A 16,726-nucleotide genomic window follows, 5' to 3' on the forward strand; every position below is an offset into this window, starting at 1 on the left:
AAAGCCACCAGAGCGCAGGCGATGAAAATGTGAAGTGCGTTCATACGATCAGTGGGTCCCGAATGCCAGCCATGAAGTTGTCCATTCCCCCGCGTCCCTCAGGATTGAGGCTGATCAGAGAAACAGCGTTGAATGTAGCCATTAGCGGGTCGATCTTCGCCGTGCCCGAGGCTTGCTTGGTGATCAAGAAGGCGTTGGCTGACGGCACCCCTTTGGCGTTGCCGCACGACCAGGCCATGAGCGGCTGGCCGCAATGCAACAGCGTGCCCTCAGCGAGCTTGCGCTCCGTCGTCTTGATCGCGCCGGTAAGTTTCCAGCCTTGGGAGATGCCAACGATCTTGTCCTCTTCGACACCAGCGTCGGCCAGGGCGTCGAGAACAGAACCAATCCCCGCCGGGTCGAGCCCGACCTTGTCCAGCAAGCCGGTCTCGTTGATGCGGGCGACGATGGCTGCGAACTGCTCCACGTCCTCACCGATGCGCTTGACAATGGTCAGATCGCCCACCGCCTCGAGATCCTTTAGCCGCGGGGCTTCGGACTTGCGACGCTCAAGGACCGACGGGTGGGCCCAAGCGTGAGCCCAGTGGAACCAACGGCGGGTGCTCGCTTCCCGGCCGACGACGGCAAGCCCAAGCAAGTCGTCGAGCCCTCCTCCATCACCACCCACATCGATGACTTCACACCGCTCAAGGATTTCATTTAGGTTGAGCCAAGTGGCTGCCTGTGGCTCCCAGAATTCGGCACCAACCCAGGCATCAGACATCAGGGCCAGGCCGATCTCGATGTTGAGGTGCTTGGCCAGGAAACCACGCAGCTCCGCCTCCCCGTCGATCTCCGCCTGCATGAACAAGCGCTCAAGCGTTGGGCGGTCGACTGAGAACCCCATATTGGGATTCACCAGGTGGAAGTTCTCTGGCTTGCGGGCATCACCGCTGTCGATCATCTCCTTGGAGAATTCGTAGATGATCGGCAGAAAGCGATTGTCGTTGATCCGGCCATCACGCACGCCGCGTGCATAGTTCAGCTTCGACCGGAATACCCCAGCGGGCGGTTCGTTCGACTGCGTGGTCAGCCAGATAACGAAGCCTTCGGGCCGGGACAGCAGACCGCCGGTGGCCTCCCGAATCATGTCGGCCGCTTTCGGGTTCTTGCCGAACAACCAGGCCTCATCGATCAGCACGCCCACGGCCTTTTTGCCGCCCACCACGTCGCTGTCAGCGGCGACTACCTTCAGCGTGGCGCCGGTCTCCCGATGGGTGATCAGTCGAAGGTGTGGCTGCACATGCAGCAGATCCTTCAACTCGTCATCATTGTTGACCATGTCCTTGGCCGGAACGAAGGCGTTGTCGGCAATCTCTTTGGTCGGCGCGAGGATGATGAACTCTGCCGACATCCGCCAGTTCCGGACCAGGGCTGTCAGCATGATCGCGGCGGCGATGGTCGACTTGCTGTTTTTCTTTGGGATGCAGAGCATGAACTCCCGAATCAGGCGTTCACCGGTCTCGCTGTTGTAACTGCCAAAGACAGCACCTGCGAAAGCCAGGACCCATGGGGCACATGCGCTTTCGATAGTTGGACTGCCCGGGGCATCGACAATGCGAAGGCCCTTGAAAACCTCGAGGCTTTCTTCTGCCTCCTGGGGAAAGAGCGGTTCAGGAATGATGGATTCGCTGGCAGCCAGACGCCGCCACCAGTCAGGACAGGCCGTGGTCCAAAGCATGAGTCACCCCTTGACGACTGTGAGGGGCGGCTTGCTCTGGGAGTACTTGCCTTTGCCCGCCTCTTTCGCGGCTTCCGCCTTCTGCTCTTTCTTGCCTGCCTCGGCTTTCTTCCCGTAGATGTACGGCACGGCCGTCTGCGCAGCGTTGCGCCGGTCGAAGACTTTGGCCCGAGGCTCGTTCATCAGCGCAATCAACCACTCGAGCGGATCCTGTGTGTCTGGAAGACAGCTCAGGAACTCGCCGTCCGCCTCGTTGACCTCGACAGGGTCTTCAGCGGCATCATCGGCCTTCGCTTTGCCTCTACGTTTTTTCGGCTCAGGGTTAACACTGAGCTCTGCTCTTCGAGCGAGAATTGCGGCCACAATTTTCGGATCAGTAGCCCAACGCGAGCCAGCCGCTGCAGCTGCCGAAGGCTTGCTGCCCGCGGCTTCGGCCGCTTCTTTGTTTGACGCACCCCGGGCCTTAGCGTCAACAAACTGTCGCTGTTTGTCTGTTAACACCATTAACAAAAACCTTTAGGGGGGAGAAAAATGTATACGTGGGGTCGGTGGCGGTCTAGCTAGATGGGAATCCCAAGCTTTGACCCCCCTACCCCTTTTTGAAGCACGCCACTGGCGTGCCATAGTCTATCGCGCCGGATTTTGGCGATCCGATGAGGTGTCAGCCCCCCACTCCTGCCGCCTCTTCGGCCTGCTTGACGGAGTCATGGCAAGGCTTGCAGAGACTCTGCCAGTTGGTCTGATCCCAGAAGAGGATCATGTCTCCACGGTGAGCAACGATATGGTCGACAACCCTGGCGGCAGTTATGCGGCCGCTCCGCTCGCAGTAGATGCACAGCGGGTTGTCGCGCAGGTACTGCTCTCGTGCCTTCTGCCATCGGTAGTCGTAGCCACGCTGGGAACTGGTCATACCGCTTCGCCAACTGCCTGGGTTCACCACCTTGACCCTAGTACTAGTGCTCTCCAGCAGGCGCGGACTGATCGTCTTGAGTCTGCCCATCAGCGCAACTCAACCACGATGGCGCGCTCGATCCAGCGCATGACCCGGGCCGAGTCCGGCTCGCGCCCAGTGAGGTGGGACATGACCAGGACGCCGACCAGGTAGTACTTCAGCCACCAGCGTTGGCGGCAAACGATTGTTGCGGTTACACGGGCCATGGGTTGCGCTCCTCATCTCTTGTACCAGGTCAGCTGGTAGCACGGCGCATCGGGCAGCACCTCGGCGATCGGCCAGCGTAGGCAGTCCATGTGCTTGCGATCTTGTCGCGTGCGGCTCACCCGCAACGTCTGCACCAGGTAGGCGGAACCAGCAGCGGTAGTGATGAAGTCGCCAACCGCGATACCGTCAGCGCCGTCCACGTACAGCTTGCAGGGTGTGTAAGGGGCTCGATTCCTGGCCACCGGTCACTCCTCTCGGCGCATCCCGACTTGGCCGGCGATATCGGCAGCGCGCTCACGCACCTCCAGCACATGGCCGTCGAACGTATGGACAATGGCGCAGACGCCGTGCCACTGGGAGCTGGTGCCAGCCTCCTGCACGCGAGCGATGGCGCTGGGAGCCACGAAGTGATCGCGCCCTTTGTTGTCAGTCAGGTTGATCATTGTTGGCTCTCCGCCTGCGCTTTGTTGAGGGCTTCGTCGGCCTTGTCTACCGCCTGGGTCGCCGTCGTGGCTGCCTTGGAAGCCTTGGCTGCGGCGGTATCTGTGCGGCGTGTCAGTTCGTCCAATCGCTGGTCCCTCTGCTTGGTCGCCTCGTCGTACGCCTGACGAACTGTGGCAACCTGCTCCAGGTAGCTCTTGGCCAAGGCCCACTGCGCGAGCTGGTAGCCACAGAAGCCGCCACCGACGACGAGCAAAAGCGCGATCATCCAGACCTCGACGCGCCGCCACCAGCGCCTGGCTATGTACTCCAGTACGCATCTGTCCATCACGATGTACCTCCCAGCTTGGTGCGCAGCCGAGCGATCTCATCGCTCTGCAGCGTTACTCGCTCTGTGAGGCTGACTACCTGGCTGGTTAGCGCCTCGATCTTTCCTTCCATCCGACCGACTGTTGCAGCCAGGTCGTTGCGTTCCTTGGCGAACTGATCAGCCCGAGCCTCCGCCTCTTTACGGCCTCCACGCTCGATATCGAGCAGCTCATTTAGGCGACGGACGACGCCGATATCAGCGGTATCCATTGCTCTGTCGGTGGCGTCTCTGGACAGCCACTTGCGCAACCAGAGGAAGGCACCTAGCAGCACAGTGCCCGACCCTGTCAGCCAGGTGGCTGTGCCTGGGCCGAGATCGGTCGGGTCCATTGTTCACTCCTGAAGCTTGACCCACATAAATCAGGTCTTGCTCTACCAAAAATTAAGGGATAAAAAGTCGCACGTCCGGGCACACAGATCCCAGTGGATCGCTGCGCGCACCCAGAAAACACAAAAAGGATGAAAGCTTGGAAGTCGTCATAAAATGGCTCGTTTCCGCCTGGCCAATCGCCTCAGATATTCTAAAGGTGATTCCCGGCATCGTAATCTTTCCACTGAGCTGGTTCCTTGCAGTGAAGAAGATTGGCGTAAGCGCTGAGATAAGCTACTCAACCAGCGCAAGCCTTGTATCTGAGTACTTTTTTGACACGATCACGGTTACCAACCATAAAGACAAAGCTCTCACAATATTTGAGATCTTCGTGATCTATGAGAAGGATTTAATTATCCCCTTACTGACGTGCGAGCCGCCGCTTCTTGTGAAAGCCTACGAGGCAGCCAACTGCGACATACCACCAATTTCTGGCCTATCGTGCGGTGGAATGGAAATGTCACTTTTAGCCGACAGCCGTAAGCTTTTTGAGTTTTATATTTCCACGCCAAGCGGAGTCAGAAAATGCAAAACAGCACGTAGACCTAACTCAGTTACCGAAATGGTAAAAAACAACTACCGAATGATGTCTATAAAAAGAAACACCTACAATGGAGCCGTCTACTCTTCGTCGGTTGCTTATGCGATCAACTACAAGTACAACGGAAAAGAGGGTTTTTCGTTTATCACGGTAAACGGAATGATCTACCTAGATTGGCCTCTCCGAGAGAATCGTGTTCCGGAGGACTGGCTCGACTCACCGGAGACACTTGTTAGGAAGCTTAAAGATACCAATATCGCCAGCGACCTTGAAAGTTTCTCGATTGCGGACCTCAGGGATCAGTCCTTACGAGGCTTATTGCAACAACGGTTCTCAAGGCCAACGCACACGTAACAAAAACCCCGACACTATGGTCGGGGTGCGGCTGTGTCGCGTTGCTTGCAAGCTGGACACGCTGCTATGAAAACAGGTGTTTATCCGCGCGGAAAGCTTTTTATGCAGCCTCGCGCAATTGTTCAAGGGCGCAATCGATCCAAGCCACTCCAGTGTTGATTAGCTCGCGTGCCTTGGCTTCACTCATTTTGTGCTCGCGAGCGATGCGCAGCGCCGGCCACTTAGCACCGAAGTACAGCCAGACGAAGCCGCCCATTTGCGGGTTACGCTTATTCAGCCTGGCTACGGCGCCGTCTACCGCAAGTGCTAGGTCGTCCGTGATCACGTATTGTTTGAGTCCTCCTTCCGCTGGAGCGTGCTCCTTCATAAGCGCATACAGCGGGCATACGTACTGAGGCACGCCCATGCCATCCATACGCCACCAGCCCCATTGCTCGAGCATGTACGCGGTGTCACCAAGGGCCTTGTCTACGTAGGTTCGCTTTTTCATGTCCTTCCCCCTCAATCCCCGGTGTAGTTGGTGCCGCCGGCGCCGCGCCGGTTGCTTCCCTGATATGTCGCCCCAGGTCCGGATGCCTGGGGGTTCTTCAACTGCTCGATCTGCCGCGTCGCGGCCTGCAGGGCCATGCTGAGCTGGGTCACCAGTTCATCCAGGGCCAGGGCCTCGCCTGATGCAGCCGCTACCCAGCCCGAGGCGTTGCAGTGGTCGCATGGCAGGTCGTGAAACACGCCCTGAGTGACCGCTCTCCCACGGCACAAAGGGCACTGAGCCAACTCGATCACAGCCTTCTTGAAGGCCGGGCCGTGGCTCTTCCTCATCGTTTTGAATCCTCGCTAGTAACAAATTCGGGATGGGTGCTAGAGGCCTTGTCCCCTGCCGCCTGCGCCTGAATCTGTGGGATTTCGGATAAGGCCCCTGTAAGGCCGTGAATGGCACCAAAGCCAATGCCGTCTAACCAGGCATGCCACTTCTCCAGTGCTGCCCTGCGCTGCTGCATCGCTTGGGTGTGGATGTATGTGCTGGCGATCTTGCCCAGCGAGTGATTCAGCAGCATTTCGCCGATGTGCCCGTCGATACCGAGGTCGGTCCAGGTGCTGCGGGAGACTTTCCGCAGGTCGTGGCTAGTCCACTCGCCCCGGCCCAGGTAGGTGAATACAGCGCTGGCTTGGCTCTCGCTCAGGCACCCGCCGCGACGACTGGGGAACAGGTACACGCCGTCGTACCCTTCGGCCTGCTGGATTGCCCGGTAGCGCTTCAGCAGCGCACGGAGCTGGTCGGTCAGCGGCAGCCGGTGCTCTGTGCGGGTCTTGGCATTCGCTGCCGGGATGAACCACTCGCCAGCGGTGACCGATACCTCGCTCCAGCGGGCCTTTCGGGTCTCGCCAATGCGGGTGCCGTGCGCCAGCATCATCAGCGCCAGCATGGCCTTGGATGGGGCTTCGTCGAAGACCTCGGCCAGCTGCTTCATCACGTCCGCCAGGTGCACCGAGCGCAGACGGGCCGACTTCGGCAGGATCTTGGCCTTGGTGAAGTCGCTGAAGCGCATCCCGGCCATGGGGTCAGACTCGATCAGTCCCAGGCGCTTGGCTTGCTTGAACGCGGTCAGCAGCAGCGCGAACATCTGGCGCAGGTAGGACAACGACACATCGGCCTGCGCTGGCCACATCAGCTGCTTGTCCAGCGTGTCGGCAGTCACGTCGGTAAGCACCATGTCATCCAGGCGCGGCTTTAGGTGCTGAGCAATGGCGGATCGTGCGCCGGCCTTGCGCTTCACCGACAGCGAGCGGTCACGAGCCATTCGGTCGCCGTACCAGTCCAGCAGCTGACCCACGGTGGCCATACTCGAAACCACCAGAGCGGTGGACGGTTCGCGCAACAGGCGCTGACGAAGCGCGGGCAGCTCAGCCAGCACCGCCGCGACGCTCAGCTCTGGCCAGCGGGCGACCGGCACCCACTTCTTGCCGCGCACTAGGTGCCATGTGCCCCGCTCGCGGTTGCTCCAGAAGCGCAGGTACAGCCCAGGGTGACGGGGGTCGCGCAGATCGCGCACGGTCACGTCGGCGGCCTGGCGGCGCACCTCAGCCTCGCTGAACTTCACTTCGCGGGTTGCGCTCATGCGGCCACCGTCGCAGGCTGGAGCAGGTAGGCGCGAATCGCCTCGACGGCATCGATACAGCCCCGGCAGACAATCGCCAAGTATCCTTGGGCGTTCAGCGCCTGGATGTACGCATCCTGGCTGGGCGAAACCTCAGCATCGAAGAGAGGCTTGGCCTTAAATTCGATGTACAGGCCGAAATAGCCGCCACGAGCCATTGGTAGCACCAGGTCGGGAACACCAGCCTTAACGCCCTGCCCCTTCAGCTTTGCGGCGACCAACTTGTGCCGGTGCCCACCGTTCGGGACGTGGTAGATCAGCTTGTAGGCCTGCGGGTAGCGCAGTTGCAGTTCCTGCATGAGCGCGGCCTGCTCCTGCCCTTCCCTGTCGACGGGCTTTGCGCGGGCCGGCTTGGCCTTGAACGGGCGAAGGACAGAGCCACTCATGCGACCACCACGGACTCGGCCAGTAAAATCGACTGGGTGCGCATCACGCCCTCGGCGTGGTACTGACGGGCGATCTCGCGATCAATGGCCCGGCTTCGGCCATCGCAGGCATCGTGGCAGGCGCTGCAAGCCCATGCCCCCTGAAGGTCGTGCGGCTTCTTGCCCAAGCCGCAGGTGCCGGCCAGGCGGTAGTGAGCAAGGACGGTGGTCTCTGGATTGCCGTTGCACACGCCCGGAATGCGCACTTGGCACTCCCTGCCGCGAGCAGCCCTGGTCAACTTGGTTTGTCGCATGGTCAGAGCTCCTCCTTGCCACGGTGAGACTCCCACTCGAAGGGCACCACTACCCCGCCGCCCTCGCGCAGGCGGTCGTAACACCGCTCACCCATGGCGTGGCGCAGTTGGGCTGGCTCGAGGTTGGAAATCACCACCGTGGGGCGCATCTGCTCGTAGCGCCCGTTGATGATCGAAAACAGGGTTGTCAGCTCGAACTCGCTCGGCTGCTCCTTGCTGACGCCGACTTCGTCCAGAACCAGCAGCGATGGCTCGACCAGGCTGGACAGGATGTCGGCCTCGGACTGCTCGCTGTGGCGATCGTAGGTCGCCCGGATGGATTGCAGGACGGCCCCAACCGTCCGGTAGACGGCAGTAGCCGAGGTGTTGCGCATGAGCTCGTTGGCCATTCCAGCGCCCAGGTGGGTCTTGCCAGTACCGACCTTGCCCAGAAGCATCAGGCACCGCCCGGTACGTTCAATCTCCTCGAACGCGGCCACGTAGCGGGCGCAGTAGGCAAGCGCCTTGCGCTGCCCTTCGTGCTCGACGCGGTAGTTGCCCAGGGTGCGATCGGCGAAGCGCTTCGGGATCAGCGCCGAACCCAGCTTGCGGGTCATGGCCTCGCGCTTCAGGCGGGTTTCCTCGGCCTGCTGCTTCGCCTCTCGCTCAGCAATGGCGGCCTTCTCGCACTCAGGGCATCGGCCAACGATTTCGCGGCCCATAAGCATGGTCACGCGCTGTTCGAAGTCGCCGTGGTGCTCGCAGTGAGCAGGCTGGACGCGGAAGCCGGCAGCGTTTCGCACCTCGGACATGGTGATCACCGATTCAGATCGCATAGGTACCGTCCTCGCGCTCGGTCAGGCCGCCGGTGTAGTCGCGGTCACTGAAGCCGTGGTGGCGGCTGTTGGGGTTAGCAGGCAGCTGGGCGGCGAGACGCTTGGTCACCCAGTCCACCTCGAATCCGCGCCATCCGCTCTCGACGGCGACCTCCAAGGCCTGGGCAGGCTGAATGCCGAATGCCTTGCACTGCTCCAGCTTGGCATTCAGGCCGGACCAGATCCGGGCAGTCACCGGGGCTTTTGCGGCCTTGCGGACAGTCAGGTAGTCAGCGATCAGCGACTCATCCAGGCCGTGCGGGTTGTCGGCCAACATGGCGGCCTTCCCGAATGGCGCCTTGCGGTCAGCCTTGGCCGGAGTCTGCTGCCCATCGCTGGGGGGGCATGTATTTTCTTCCGAAGGAAGAAATACATAGGGGGTTAGATTCTTAGAATAAAGAAGGGACTTGGCGGTTTTGGTCTGTTTCGGCTCTTCTCCGATTCGGACCACTTGAGCCGACTCGGCTGTTTTGGTCTGTTTCGGCTCAGTGACGTAGACCCAGTCTTCCGGGTCATTCACGCCGATGTCACCCCGGGCACCACCTTCGCGAAACAACACGCGGCGGCGCAGCAGACTGGAAATCGCCTTGGACACGGAATCAGGGTGGGCGTTGATGGCCTTTGCGATGTCGGTCGCCGGGATGCGCTGGGCGCCCGCGCCGAAGTTGATGGTGGCCTTGGCCACGTACAGCACAATCTTCATCTCCCTGGCCGGAAGATCGATAGCCAACAGGCCATCCATGAGCTGGTTGTCCATCCGGGTGAACCCCCTGGACTTGTCAATTTGGACGATGTTTGTCATGCTTCTTCTCGATCTAAAGCTGTAGAGAAAGCCGCCCTGCCAGGCGGTTTTTTTTCGCCTACTGTTCAGGCACTGGATGCATGAACAGCGGGGCGGACTCACTATTGGCGCAAGGCCAGATCATGGAATATTCACTTCAGCGATCAACTCATCGCTGCCTGAGTACCCTCAAGTGCTTTTCGGGCGAATGGAATTAGGTCGGGGCGCAGTCCAGCGATAGTGATTTCGCCACCCGACGCGTCTTGCAGACGCTCCGCCAGCTCAGCGGAAGCTTTGCGATGGCCTCCGGCAAGCTGCCAAAGGTGGCCGACGGACGTATCTGCTGCTGTTGCGACTTGCTGTCGGCGCTCAATCGTGGCCCCGGCTAGCCAGCCTCGGAGGTGGTCATTCATGGGGTTCTCCTTACACATACCGGGAAATTTAGCTCATGGCTAATATTCGAGCAAGGATAATTTAGCTTTGCGCACATTTAGCAGCCAGCTAAAGACTGGCATTCTTCGCCGCATGGATATCTACGAGATTCGCAAGCACAACCTGGTAAAGCTGATTGGCAGCCAGAGAAAAGGGGCCTGTGCCGAGCGCTGGGAAATGTCGGCTGCGCACTTGAGCCAGATCCTTTCCGACAAGACGGCCAAGAACCTGGGCGATGACGTTGCTCGGCGCATTGAAGTGGTAGAAGGCCTACCCCGCGGATGGTTCGACTCAATGCCGGATGGTGGGCAAGAGGTCGAACCCGGTCCGGCGTCAGCAAGCGACCTGGTCAAGCAGATGCTCGCGAAGAGTGGCAAAGGCATATCTGACGCAACGCGCAGGCGGCTCATCGCTGCTGCAGAAGAGCCTCAAACGAACGTCATCACTGCCGACTTCTCCCGCCCAGGCCTGGTCGGTGACGAGGTGTGGATTGCCCACTACGACGTTCGAGCCGCTATGGGTGGCGGGCAGATCCCACATGACTACCCCGAAATGCTCCAGGACATTCGGGTCAGTCCTACGCATTTGCGCGAGATGGGTGTGAAGTTCAAAGAGCACTTCCACCTGAAAATGATTACTGGATGGGGCCAGTCGATGGCTCCGACCATCAAGGATCGCGACCCTTTGCTGGTCGACATCACGGTCCGCGAATTCACCGGGGATGGCATCTACCTGTTCTCCCACGACCAGCTGCTTTACGTGAAGCGCTTACAGAAGAAAGGCAAGGACCGCTTCAGGATGATCTCCGACAACAAGCACCATGAGCCCGAAGAAATTCGCGTGGATGACACGCACATCCTGGCTAGGGTGCTTTACGTATGGAACGGGCAGCCGGTGTAACCATGCCCCTCCTAACCAAACCCAACCAAGACCTCCGCCGCGACCTTCAGGGCCTAGCCTCAGACCTCAAATGGTCAGCCGTCGAGCTGATGCGAATAGCGGTTCGCCTGAGCGAGGCAGGAAACGAGGCTGACGCCAAGGCAGTAATCAGGATCTGCCAGGTGATGCAGGCTGGGGAGGATAGGCTGGCGGGGTATGGGGTGAGGTGAAGGCGGGAACAATAGCTCGGGAATAGTAACAATTGGGTGCCAGTCCGTAAGCACTGCGGAGATCACCTAAGCTCCTTCGCTCGGTTGACAAATTAGAGTTTTTGGGCAAAATGGTTGACACGCCCCTCGTCAACCGGACGCGCCATGCCAACTATTCCTGAAATCATTGATGCGGACCTTCCATTCACCAAGATGGCTGAAATTTCCAAAGCTATCGCCCTTGGCTACAGGGCTTCTGCAGCGATCATGCGCGCTAACCCTGTCCTTGGAACAAATCCCATGGCCTCATCGGGACATATTAAGCGCTCCTGCATTGACCATTTCCTCGCAGCGGTTCCTGGAGCAATTCATGGTGGCGGTATCAGTGCTCAGATTGAGAGCAACCGCAACGGGTCTTCTAGGCACATTGTGCTTCGAGCGGATCGTACGATCTTAACCGCACATCATGTTCAAAGCACCCGGTCAAAAATGATCAAGAGCTCTTTGTATAACCGGGTGCTATCTAGTCCGAACTATGATCTTTTTTCAGATGCTCACTCAGAGCATGAGGCAGCCACTCTCTGCTGTCAGTTGCTGCACGGCTCTAAGTCCACCTTGGAGTTCATCAGCCTGGTAGTTCCAGACCCTAGCTGCAAAGTGGCCCTGTACACCAGAGCGATACCACTCCCCACAATCGAAGAAATCAAAGAAGAAAAGATCGAAGACAGCATTGGGGCACTCTTCAATCAAATCTCTGAAGAAATTAAGCAACAAAGCGGCCATGAAAAAATTTAATCCCCTGCGACTAACGGAGGCAAGGCTTGCAAGCGGCATGACAATGGCGTCTCTTTCTGAGCGCATAGGCGTCAGCCGGCAGGCGGTCTCGATCTTTGAGAAGGGTGCGAAATGCCCTACCCACGAGAACCTTGAAAAAATTGCTCGAGAACTAGGGGTGGACATTGCGTTTCTTTATACTCCCAGCCGGACCATAAAGGAAATCACAACTCCATCTCACTTTAGAAGTTTCAAGACTGCCGCTAAAAAATCACGCACAAAGGCCACAATCCAGGAAGCTTGGTTTGCCGAATTTTCTCAGTACCTCCTGTCAAAGATAAACTATCCTGGAGCGAACATCTATCAATCTAGCTTTCTGGACTTTAGCTTATTGACCAACGAGGACATTGAGAGCATTGCGCTCGAGACTCGTCGTCACTGGGGGCTAGGATCTGGCCCGCTGAGTAATGTAACACGACTACTAGAAAATAATGGCGTGCTTATTGCGCAGCTCGCCATGGATAAAACCACTCAGGCTTTTTCCAATTGGAGGGGAGACCTAGCATACATCGTCACCGAAAAGGGCAATAGCAATGCACGGCATAGGTTCAACCTTGCCCACGAACTTGGGCATCTTGTAATGCATAGCTCTGTGTCTGATGAAGATCACGAAGACGATGAACTGGTCCAGCAAAAGGAAGATCAAGCAAACTACTTTGCGAGCGCTTTCATTTTCCCTAAAAACTCTTTCCTTCAAGAGTTTACATCCTGCTCCTTGGATGCACTAATAGCTCTTAAGAGGCGCTGGGGTATTTCCATAGCGGCCATTACAGTCCGCGCTCGCAATCTTGGACTTATATCTGAGAACCAGAGCGTATATGTATTTAAACAGCTTGCAGGGCTTCCAGGCGGTCGAAAGCAAGAGCCGCTCGACAAGGAAACCCCAAAGGAATCTAGCAAGCTAGTTAGTGAAATGATTGATTTTTTGGTTGGCAATGGGCGCCTCAGTCCAGATGAGATAAGATCACTTCTCCCCCTCCCTGTGCCGCGTCTTGCAGAAATGTCTGGAAAGTCAGCAGAGTACTTTATGCCACCTGAACATTCATCTTCAAATGTGATCTCATTTCAGCTTAAGCGAGCCTCTTCCTAAGCAGAGAACATTCAATCTAACCAAGCCCGCCCCGGCGGGCTTTTCATGCCTGGCGATTTCGCGCGCATGTGGCCATGCCTACAGCTCCAGCCCCTAAGCAGATGAGGCAATATGCCATCATCTGCGATAGAATCCCCCTCCTCCCGCGGCGTGCGGGAAAGTCGAGAAAATCAACAAGGGGTCATGGATGTTCGCGCTTCGTACTCTGGTGGCTGCTGCCGTTATTGCAATGACAACCGGCTGCGCCACAGGGCTCAACTCAACACAAGAATCAGAGCTCGCTAAATACCGGGCCAATAACATGGCTGTACAGGAAAAGAGCCCAGGAGGTGCTGCTGCGCTGGGCCTTCTGCCGGGTGGCGGATCGTTCTACGGTCGTTCGTACGGGTATGGCGTGGTGAACCTACTGTTCTGGCCTGTCTCGATCCTCTGGGATCCGGTCAGCGGCTACAATGCAGCGGAGTCCATCAACTACCAGGCAACCAGGGCGCATGTGGCCAGCCTGAAGCGGCACGATATGGATCTGCTCGACACTAGGCTGTCGACCAAAGAGATCGATTTGGAGCGCTATACGCTCGAGAAGCGCAAGGTGGATGACAAGTACTCCAGCCTCTGATGCCGCGCAAGGAAGCCCGCTCCACGCGGGCTTTTTCATGCATTCAGGTTTCTCCACCAGTGCCAACACAGTGAAACCTCATACGCTCCTCTACATTGGCCCGCATAGCAGTGCGGGCCGTTCTTTGCCTGGATGATCCAAGAAGGAGCTTGAATGAAGGCAGCCATATCGTTTCTCGTGCTGAGCGTCCTCTTCGGCTACGCCTCTCTGCTTCCAGCCGCAGTAATACCCAAGCCATACGGCCTATGGGTTTCGATTCCCCTTCTCTTCGCTAACACCTTCGCCGCGTTCGGGCTGACTATGAGAATCAACGACGGTAAGCTACGCAGCCTGGCTGATATCGCTGCCGCGCTGAGCGACGGCAAAGACCTCTTCCTTTCTTGGTCGATCTATATGGGATCGACGACCATCATTGCTGGCGTGATCGCGCTTCTGGTTCGCGCATGACGCGCGGATGATGGCTAATGGCCGGGATGGTAGGATGGCGGCTTTCCTCAATGAGAGAGTTATGCGAAACACCCTGACCGCATTTATCATTTCCGCAACCGTTCTGGCTGGCTGCGCGCCGATTAAACCTAGCTCCGGCGGATATGCCGCAGCGCCGGTCAAGAAAGAGCCTCACGTTTTCAAGCCGCGCCCCTACACCTATGACAAGGAATCGCCAGAGGCGACCAACTTTGCCAGTCAGCTCGATATGCCGGCTTTCCAGTGCGACCTGGAGGCGATGCTGGGTCGCGATGCTGTTAGATACGGCCTGCGCGACCGGCAAGCCGAGTACAGCAACTCATTCATGGAGTGCGTGAAATTCGCCCATGCCCAGGGCAATGAGGCTGTAACTAGGCTGAAGGCCTCCAAGATTCCCACCAAGCAGCTTGAGTTGAGCAAGGATCTTTACGCCAAATGGTCAGCCTATTTATCCTCGATGAGCCCCTACCGCCTACCTGACCAGCGTGCAAAGTCGGACTACCAGGCTGCCAAGCAGGCGCTCGCTACCGAGGTCAAGTTCTCTAAGTAAGCCAAGCATCAAGCAGAAGCCCGCTCAACGCGGGCTTTTTTTGCTGGCTGTCAGAACGGCGGCTGCTCCTCTATGGTGTCGCCGCCGATCTCTTCCTCGTTCTGCGTTCTTACGGAAACCTGTTCGTCCTCTGGTTTAGCCCACTGCAGAATCACTGATCCATCATCGCAGAAGGTCATGTCCAGGCCTTCCGTTTCGGATAGCAGTTCCATGATCGCATCCCAATCCTGGTCGCTGTCCGTGTCCAGGCGGTGAATAAGCACCCTCCTCCCCAGCTGCGCGATCGGTGAGTTGATCATCGCCGACACGCGCAGGCCTAGCCGCTCGATTCCAGACAGTTCCTCCCGCACAGGGAGCGAAATTTCCTGAAGTACTGCTGCCATGCCCTACCCTCCATTACTGTATATTCGTACAGGTATTTTTGAATCATAGCTGAATGCTAAATCGAACGTAAAGGGTCCAGGTGTATAGCTGGCCAGCCGACGGTTTGGCGCCTAGCGAAAATAATTTAGCTCTGAGCTATTGACGATATTTTAGCTTTAGGCTAAATTTCAACTCAAGCAGTCACAAACCATGGACTGACCAGGCCCTCACCGGCCGCCGCTCTTTAGCGACACAACTTTGCCGGATCGACACCGGCCCAGATTCAAAGGCAGCGATGGACAGGCCTCAACAGTCCAGAGGGGTGGCAACTGCCCCGGGTGTGCAGGGTAAAGCACCGAGATCAGTTATCCGGCGGGAAGGTCCGCGGTCGGAGTCAACAACCAGAAGAGTGCCGCGCAACCGACTCCAGTAGAGGGCCGCGGCTGAAGATTTCACCGGCTGGCCTTCGATGCTGAGGCCAGACGGGAAATCAGCCGGAGGAAACACCATGGCCGTAAACATCAGCAGATTAACCATCACTACTCCCGTAGCTACTTCCCCAACCAACCCAGTTGCACTTGAGCTAAGCGGAGCAGAAGCGATCGCGCAGCTCCCGGAAATTGTGACTGCCGTGCCCGATGGCTCTATTCGCTTCACAGCACCCACTAAAGGCGCCTCGAGCAAAAGCACCCATCGCACCCGTTGTGAGTGGTCTGAGTCAACCAACTGGACCCTGGCCAGCGCGACGAATCACCAAAATCGCCAGCAGATGACGCTCACCAAGGTCAACTCCGCGCAGAAGGTCGTGATCTCGCAGATGCATGTAAGAGGCGATGACAGCCCACCGGTGAAGGTGTTCTGGAACAAGGGCAACATCACGATGGGCTTTCGCACCACCTACAACCAAGCCACCCCGGTGAACACCACCGTACTCAAAGGTGTGCCGCTCGGGGCAAAGTTCACCGTTGCCATCGACGTTACGACACATGGCCTGGTGACTGTTTCAGCCCAGTGCAACGGTGTGTCCGGGTCTTCAGGAACCCTGCAGCTCGACGACACCTGGGACTCTCGCCTGTTCGAGTTCCATGGCGGCGTCTACAACCAGGTCGATTACACCGACTCGACTCCCGCCGCGGATGGCTCGATCTGCGTCATCAGCAGTCTCTCGCTGACCCATAGCTGACCAAGACAGCCGGAAAGACGGCCCGATCCACCTGGTCCCCCATCACCAGGCTGCATCGGAGAGCCTTCCCGACCCTACATCGAGCATGTTCAGGGAGACAGGCGGGATCGGCTCTCCAATGCAGCCCCAACGGAAGTGAATTGCAATGGCGAAGTCGTTCAAGCAAATGATCAAAGATGGCGAGGTGCGACGCGCCGACGCCATGAAGGTTCAGCTGGAGGATCTTCACGAAGAACCCGGCTTCAACCTCCGCACCGAGGGCGAAGCGCTCGAATCGGGCATCGACTCCCTTGCAGAGTTCATCGCCGCAGGCGGCCAAATTCCACCGCTGGAGGTTCGCCCTCGCGCAGAGGGCGGCGTCTGGCTTGTAGATGGTCACCGCCGCCGTCGAGCGCTGCTGAAGCTGGACGCAGCAGGCCGTCTCCCAAGAACGCCGAACAAGGAGAACCCGGCGATTCTCGAAGCTTGGGTGCCGGTGATTGCGTTTGAAGGCAGTGATGCAGATCGGGTCGCACGCATCATTACCAGCCAGGAGAACGAAAAGCTCTCCCCTCTTGAGCTGGCCGAGGGTTACAAGCGACTGAGGTCATTTGGCTGGTCAGTCGAGCAGATCGCGAAGAAGGTCGCGAAGACCCGATAGCATGTCGAACAAGTACTCACTGTCGGCAACGCGAACACCGA

25 protein-coding genes and 1 pseudogene are annotated in these 16,726 nt (G+C 58.1%); 10 read left to right on the forward strand and 16 right to left on the reverse strand.

Features of this window, described 5'->3' with window-relative positions; genetic code table 11:
• Positions 1–40: 40 nt before the first annotated feature.
• From HU729_RS05465 to HU729_RS05500, 8 genes are all read right to left on the reverse strand, one after another.
• Positions 41–1,720 (reverse strand): terminase large subunit, encoded by a 1,680-nt coding sequence (locus tag HU729_RS05465; RefSeq protein ID WP_186708791.1) that lies wholly within the window; start codon positions 1,718–1,720, stop codon positions 41–43.
• 3 nt (positions 1,721–1,723) lie between these two features.
• The gene (locus HU729_RS05470) at positions 1,724–2,224 is read right to left on the reverse strand and encodes a terminase small subunit (protein ID WP_186708794.1); all 501 of its coding nucleotides are present in this window, start codon (positions 2,222–2,224) and stop codon (positions 1,724–1,726) included.
• Between the two features lie 157 nt (positions 2,225–2,381).
• Entirely contained in the window at positions 2,382–2,720 is a 339-nt protein-coding gene (locus HU729_RS05475; protein WP_186708797.1) for an HNH endonuclease, read from the reverse strand.
• A complete protein-coding gene (locus HU729_RS05480) occupies positions 2,720–2,878 on the reverse strand; it encodes a hypothetical protein (protein WP_186708799.1) in 159 nt (52 codons plus the stop codon). The genes HU729_RS05475 and HU729_RS05480 overlap by 1 nt, the downstream gene beginning before the upstream one ends.
• A gap of 12 nt (positions 2,879–2,890) precedes the next feature.
• Positions 2,891–3,121, reverse strand: a complete 231-nt coding sequence (locus tag HU729_RS05485; RefSeq protein ID WP_186708802.1) for a hypothetical protein — start codon at positions 3,119–3,121, stop codon at positions 2,891–2,893.
• 3 nt (positions 3,122–3,124) lie between these two features.
• On the reverse strand, positions 3,125–3,322 hold the full coding sequence (locus HU729_RS05490; protein ID WP_186708804.1) for a hypothetical protein: 198 nt from the start codon (positions 3,320–3,322) through the stop codon (positions 3,125–3,127).
• On the reverse strand, positions 3,319–3,648 hold the full coding sequence (locus HU729_RS05495) for a hypothetical protein (protein ID WP_186708806.1): 330 nt from the start codon (positions 3,646–3,648) through the stop codon (positions 3,319–3,321). The genes HU729_RS05490 and HU729_RS05495 overlap by 4 nt, the downstream gene beginning before the upstream one ends.
• Complete coding sequence (locus HU729_RS05500; protein WP_186708808.1) at positions 3,648–4,019, reverse strand: chemotaxis protein; 372 nt, start codon at positions 4,017–4,019, stop codon at positions 3,648–3,650. The genes HU729_RS05495 and HU729_RS05500 overlap by 1 nt, the downstream gene beginning before the upstream one ends.
• 137 nt (positions 4,020–4,156) lie before the next feature.
• Between HU729_RS05500 and HU729_RS05505 the strand changes: the two genes are divergently transcribed.
• Positions 4,157–4,954: a hypothetical protein gene (locus HU729_RS05505; RefSeq protein WP_186708810.1), complete on the forward strand. Its 798-nt coding sequence runs from the start codon at positions 4,157–4,159 to the stop codon at positions 4,952–4,954.
• A 100-nt stretch (positions 4,955–5,054) separates the two neighbouring features.
• On the opposite strand, the gene HU729_RS05510 is transcribed toward HU729_RS05505, so the two are convergent.
• The 7 genes from HU729_RS05510 to HU729_RS05540 are packed head-to-tail and all read right to left on the reverse strand — an operon-like array spanning position 5,055 to position 9,445.
• Positions 5,055–5,444, reverse strand: coding sequence for an antiterminator Q family protein (locus HU729_RS05510; RefSeq protein WP_027609633.1), 390 nt, complete (start codon positions 5,442–5,444; stop codon positions 5,055–5,057).
• An 11-nt stretch (positions 5,445–5,455) separates the two neighbouring features.
• The gene (locus HU729_RS05515) at positions 5,456–5,773 is read right to left on the reverse strand and encodes a hypothetical protein (RefSeq protein ID WP_186708812.1); all 318 of its coding nucleotides are present in this window, start codon (positions 5,771–5,773) and stop codon (positions 5,456–5,458) included.
• Positions 5,770–7,071: a site-specific integrase gene (locus HU729_RS05520; RefSeq protein WP_186708814.1), complete on the reverse strand. Its 1,302-nt coding sequence runs from the start codon at positions 7,069–7,071 to the stop codon at positions 5,770–5,772. The genes HU729_RS05515 and HU729_RS05520 overlap by 4 nt, the downstream gene beginning before the upstream one ends.
• A complete protein-coding gene (locus tag HU729_RS05525; protein WP_186708816.1) occupies positions 7,068–7,496 on the reverse strand; it encodes a VRR-NUC domain-containing protein in 429 nt (142 codons plus the stop codon). Before HU729_RS05525 ends, HU729_RS05520 begins: the two co-directional genes overlap by 4 nt.
• Complete coding sequence (locus tag HU729_RS05530) at positions 7,493–7,789, reverse strand: DUF1364 domain-containing protein (protein ID WP_186708818.1); 297 nt, start codon at positions 7,787–7,789, stop codon at positions 7,493–7,495. The genes HU729_RS05525 and HU729_RS05530 overlap by 4 nt, the downstream gene beginning before the upstream one ends.
• A 2-nt stretch (positions 7,790–7,791) precedes the next feature.
• Entirely contained in the window at positions 7,792–8,604 is an 813-nt protein-coding gene (locus HU729_RS05535) for an ATP-binding protein (protein WP_054892299.1), read from the reverse strand.
• Complete coding sequence (locus tag HU729_RS05540; protein WP_186708819.1) at positions 8,594–9,445, reverse strand: replication protein; 852 nt, start codon at positions 9,443–9,445, stop codon at positions 8,594–8,596. Before HU729_RS05540 ends, HU729_RS05535 begins: the two co-directional genes overlap by 11 nt.
• Positions 9,446–9,949: 504 nt before the next feature.
• On the opposite strand from HU729_RS05540, the gene HU729_RS05545 reads away from it, so the two are divergent.
• The 7 genes and pseudogenes from HU729_RS05545 to HU729_RS05570 all read left to right on the forward strand — a co-directional run bounded on the left by HU729_RS05545 (position 9,950) and on the right by HU729_RS05570 (position 14,499).
• On the forward strand, positions 9,950–10,756 hold the full coding sequence (locus HU729_RS05545; RefSeq protein WP_186708821.1) for a S24 family peptidase: 807 nt from the start codon (positions 9,950–9,952) through the stop codon (positions 10,754–10,756).
• A gap of 2 nt (positions 10,757–10,758) precedes the next feature.
• Positions 10,759–10,991, forward strand: a pseudogene (locus HU729_RS25755) (hypothetical protein).
• Between the two features lie 118 nt (positions 10,992–11,109).
• Positions 11,110–11,739, forward strand: coding sequence for a hypothetical protein (locus HU729_RS05550; protein WP_186708823.1), 630 nt, complete (start codon positions 11,110–11,112; stop codon positions 11,737–11,739).
• Positions 11,726–12,868: an XRE family transcriptional regulator gene (locus tag HU729_RS05555; protein WP_186708825.1), complete on the forward strand. Its 1,143-nt coding sequence runs from the start codon at positions 11,726–11,728 to the stop codon at positions 12,866–12,868. The genes HU729_RS05550 and HU729_RS05555 overlap by 14 nt, the downstream gene beginning before the upstream one ends.
• Positions 12,869–13,055: 187 nt before the next feature.
• Positions 13,056–13,484, forward strand: a complete 429-nt coding sequence (locus HU729_RS05560; RefSeq protein ID WP_125929521.1) for a hypothetical protein — start codon at positions 13,056–13,058, stop codon at positions 13,482–13,484.
• A 153-nt stretch (positions 13,485–13,637) separates the two neighbouring features.
• A complete protein-coding gene (locus HU729_RS05565) occupies positions 13,638–13,931 on the forward strand; it encodes a hypothetical protein (RefSeq protein WP_186708827.1) in 294 nt (97 codons plus the stop codon).
• Positions 13,932–13,992: 61 nt separating this feature from the next.
• Positions 13,993–14,499 carry a hypothetical protein gene (locus HU729_RS05570; RefSeq protein ID WP_186708829.1) on the forward strand — a complete coding sequence of 169 codons (507 nt, stop codon included), beginning with the start codon at positions 13,993–13,995 and terminating at the stop codon, positions 14,497–14,499.
• Between the two features lie 50 nt (positions 14,500–14,549).
• Here the strand turns inward: HU729_RS05570 and HU729_RS05575 are convergent, their stop codons facing one another.
• Positions 14,550–14,882, reverse strand: a complete 333-nt coding sequence (locus HU729_RS05575; protein ID WP_186708832.1) for a DUF1654 domain-containing protein — start codon at positions 14,880–14,882, stop codon at positions 14,550–14,552.
• Positions 14,883–15,370: 488 nt separating this feature from the next.
• Between HU729_RS05575 and HU729_RS05580 the strand changes: the two genes are divergently transcribed.
• Both HU729_RS05580 and HU729_RS25760 read left to right on the forward strand, forming a co-directional pair.
• A complete protein-coding gene (locus tag HU729_RS05580) occupies positions 15,371–16,045 on the forward strand; it encodes a polysaccharide lyase family 7 protein (RefSeq protein WP_186708835.1) in 675 nt (224 codons plus the stop codon).
• Positions 16,046–16,190: 145 nt separating this feature from the next.
• A complete protein-coding gene (locus HU729_RS25760; RefSeq protein ID WP_238348310.1) occupies positions 16,191–16,685 on the forward strand; it encodes a ParB N-terminal domain-containing protein in 495 nt (164 codons plus the stop codon).
• Positions 16,686–16,726: the final 41 nt, after the last annotated feature.

Source organism: Pseudomonas sp. RW10S2, assembly GCF_014268985.1.
Taxonomy (GTDB): domain Bacteria; phylum Pseudomonadota; class Gammaproteobacteria; order Pseudomonadales; family Pseudomonadaceae; genus Aquipseudomonas; species Aquipseudomonas wayambapalatensis.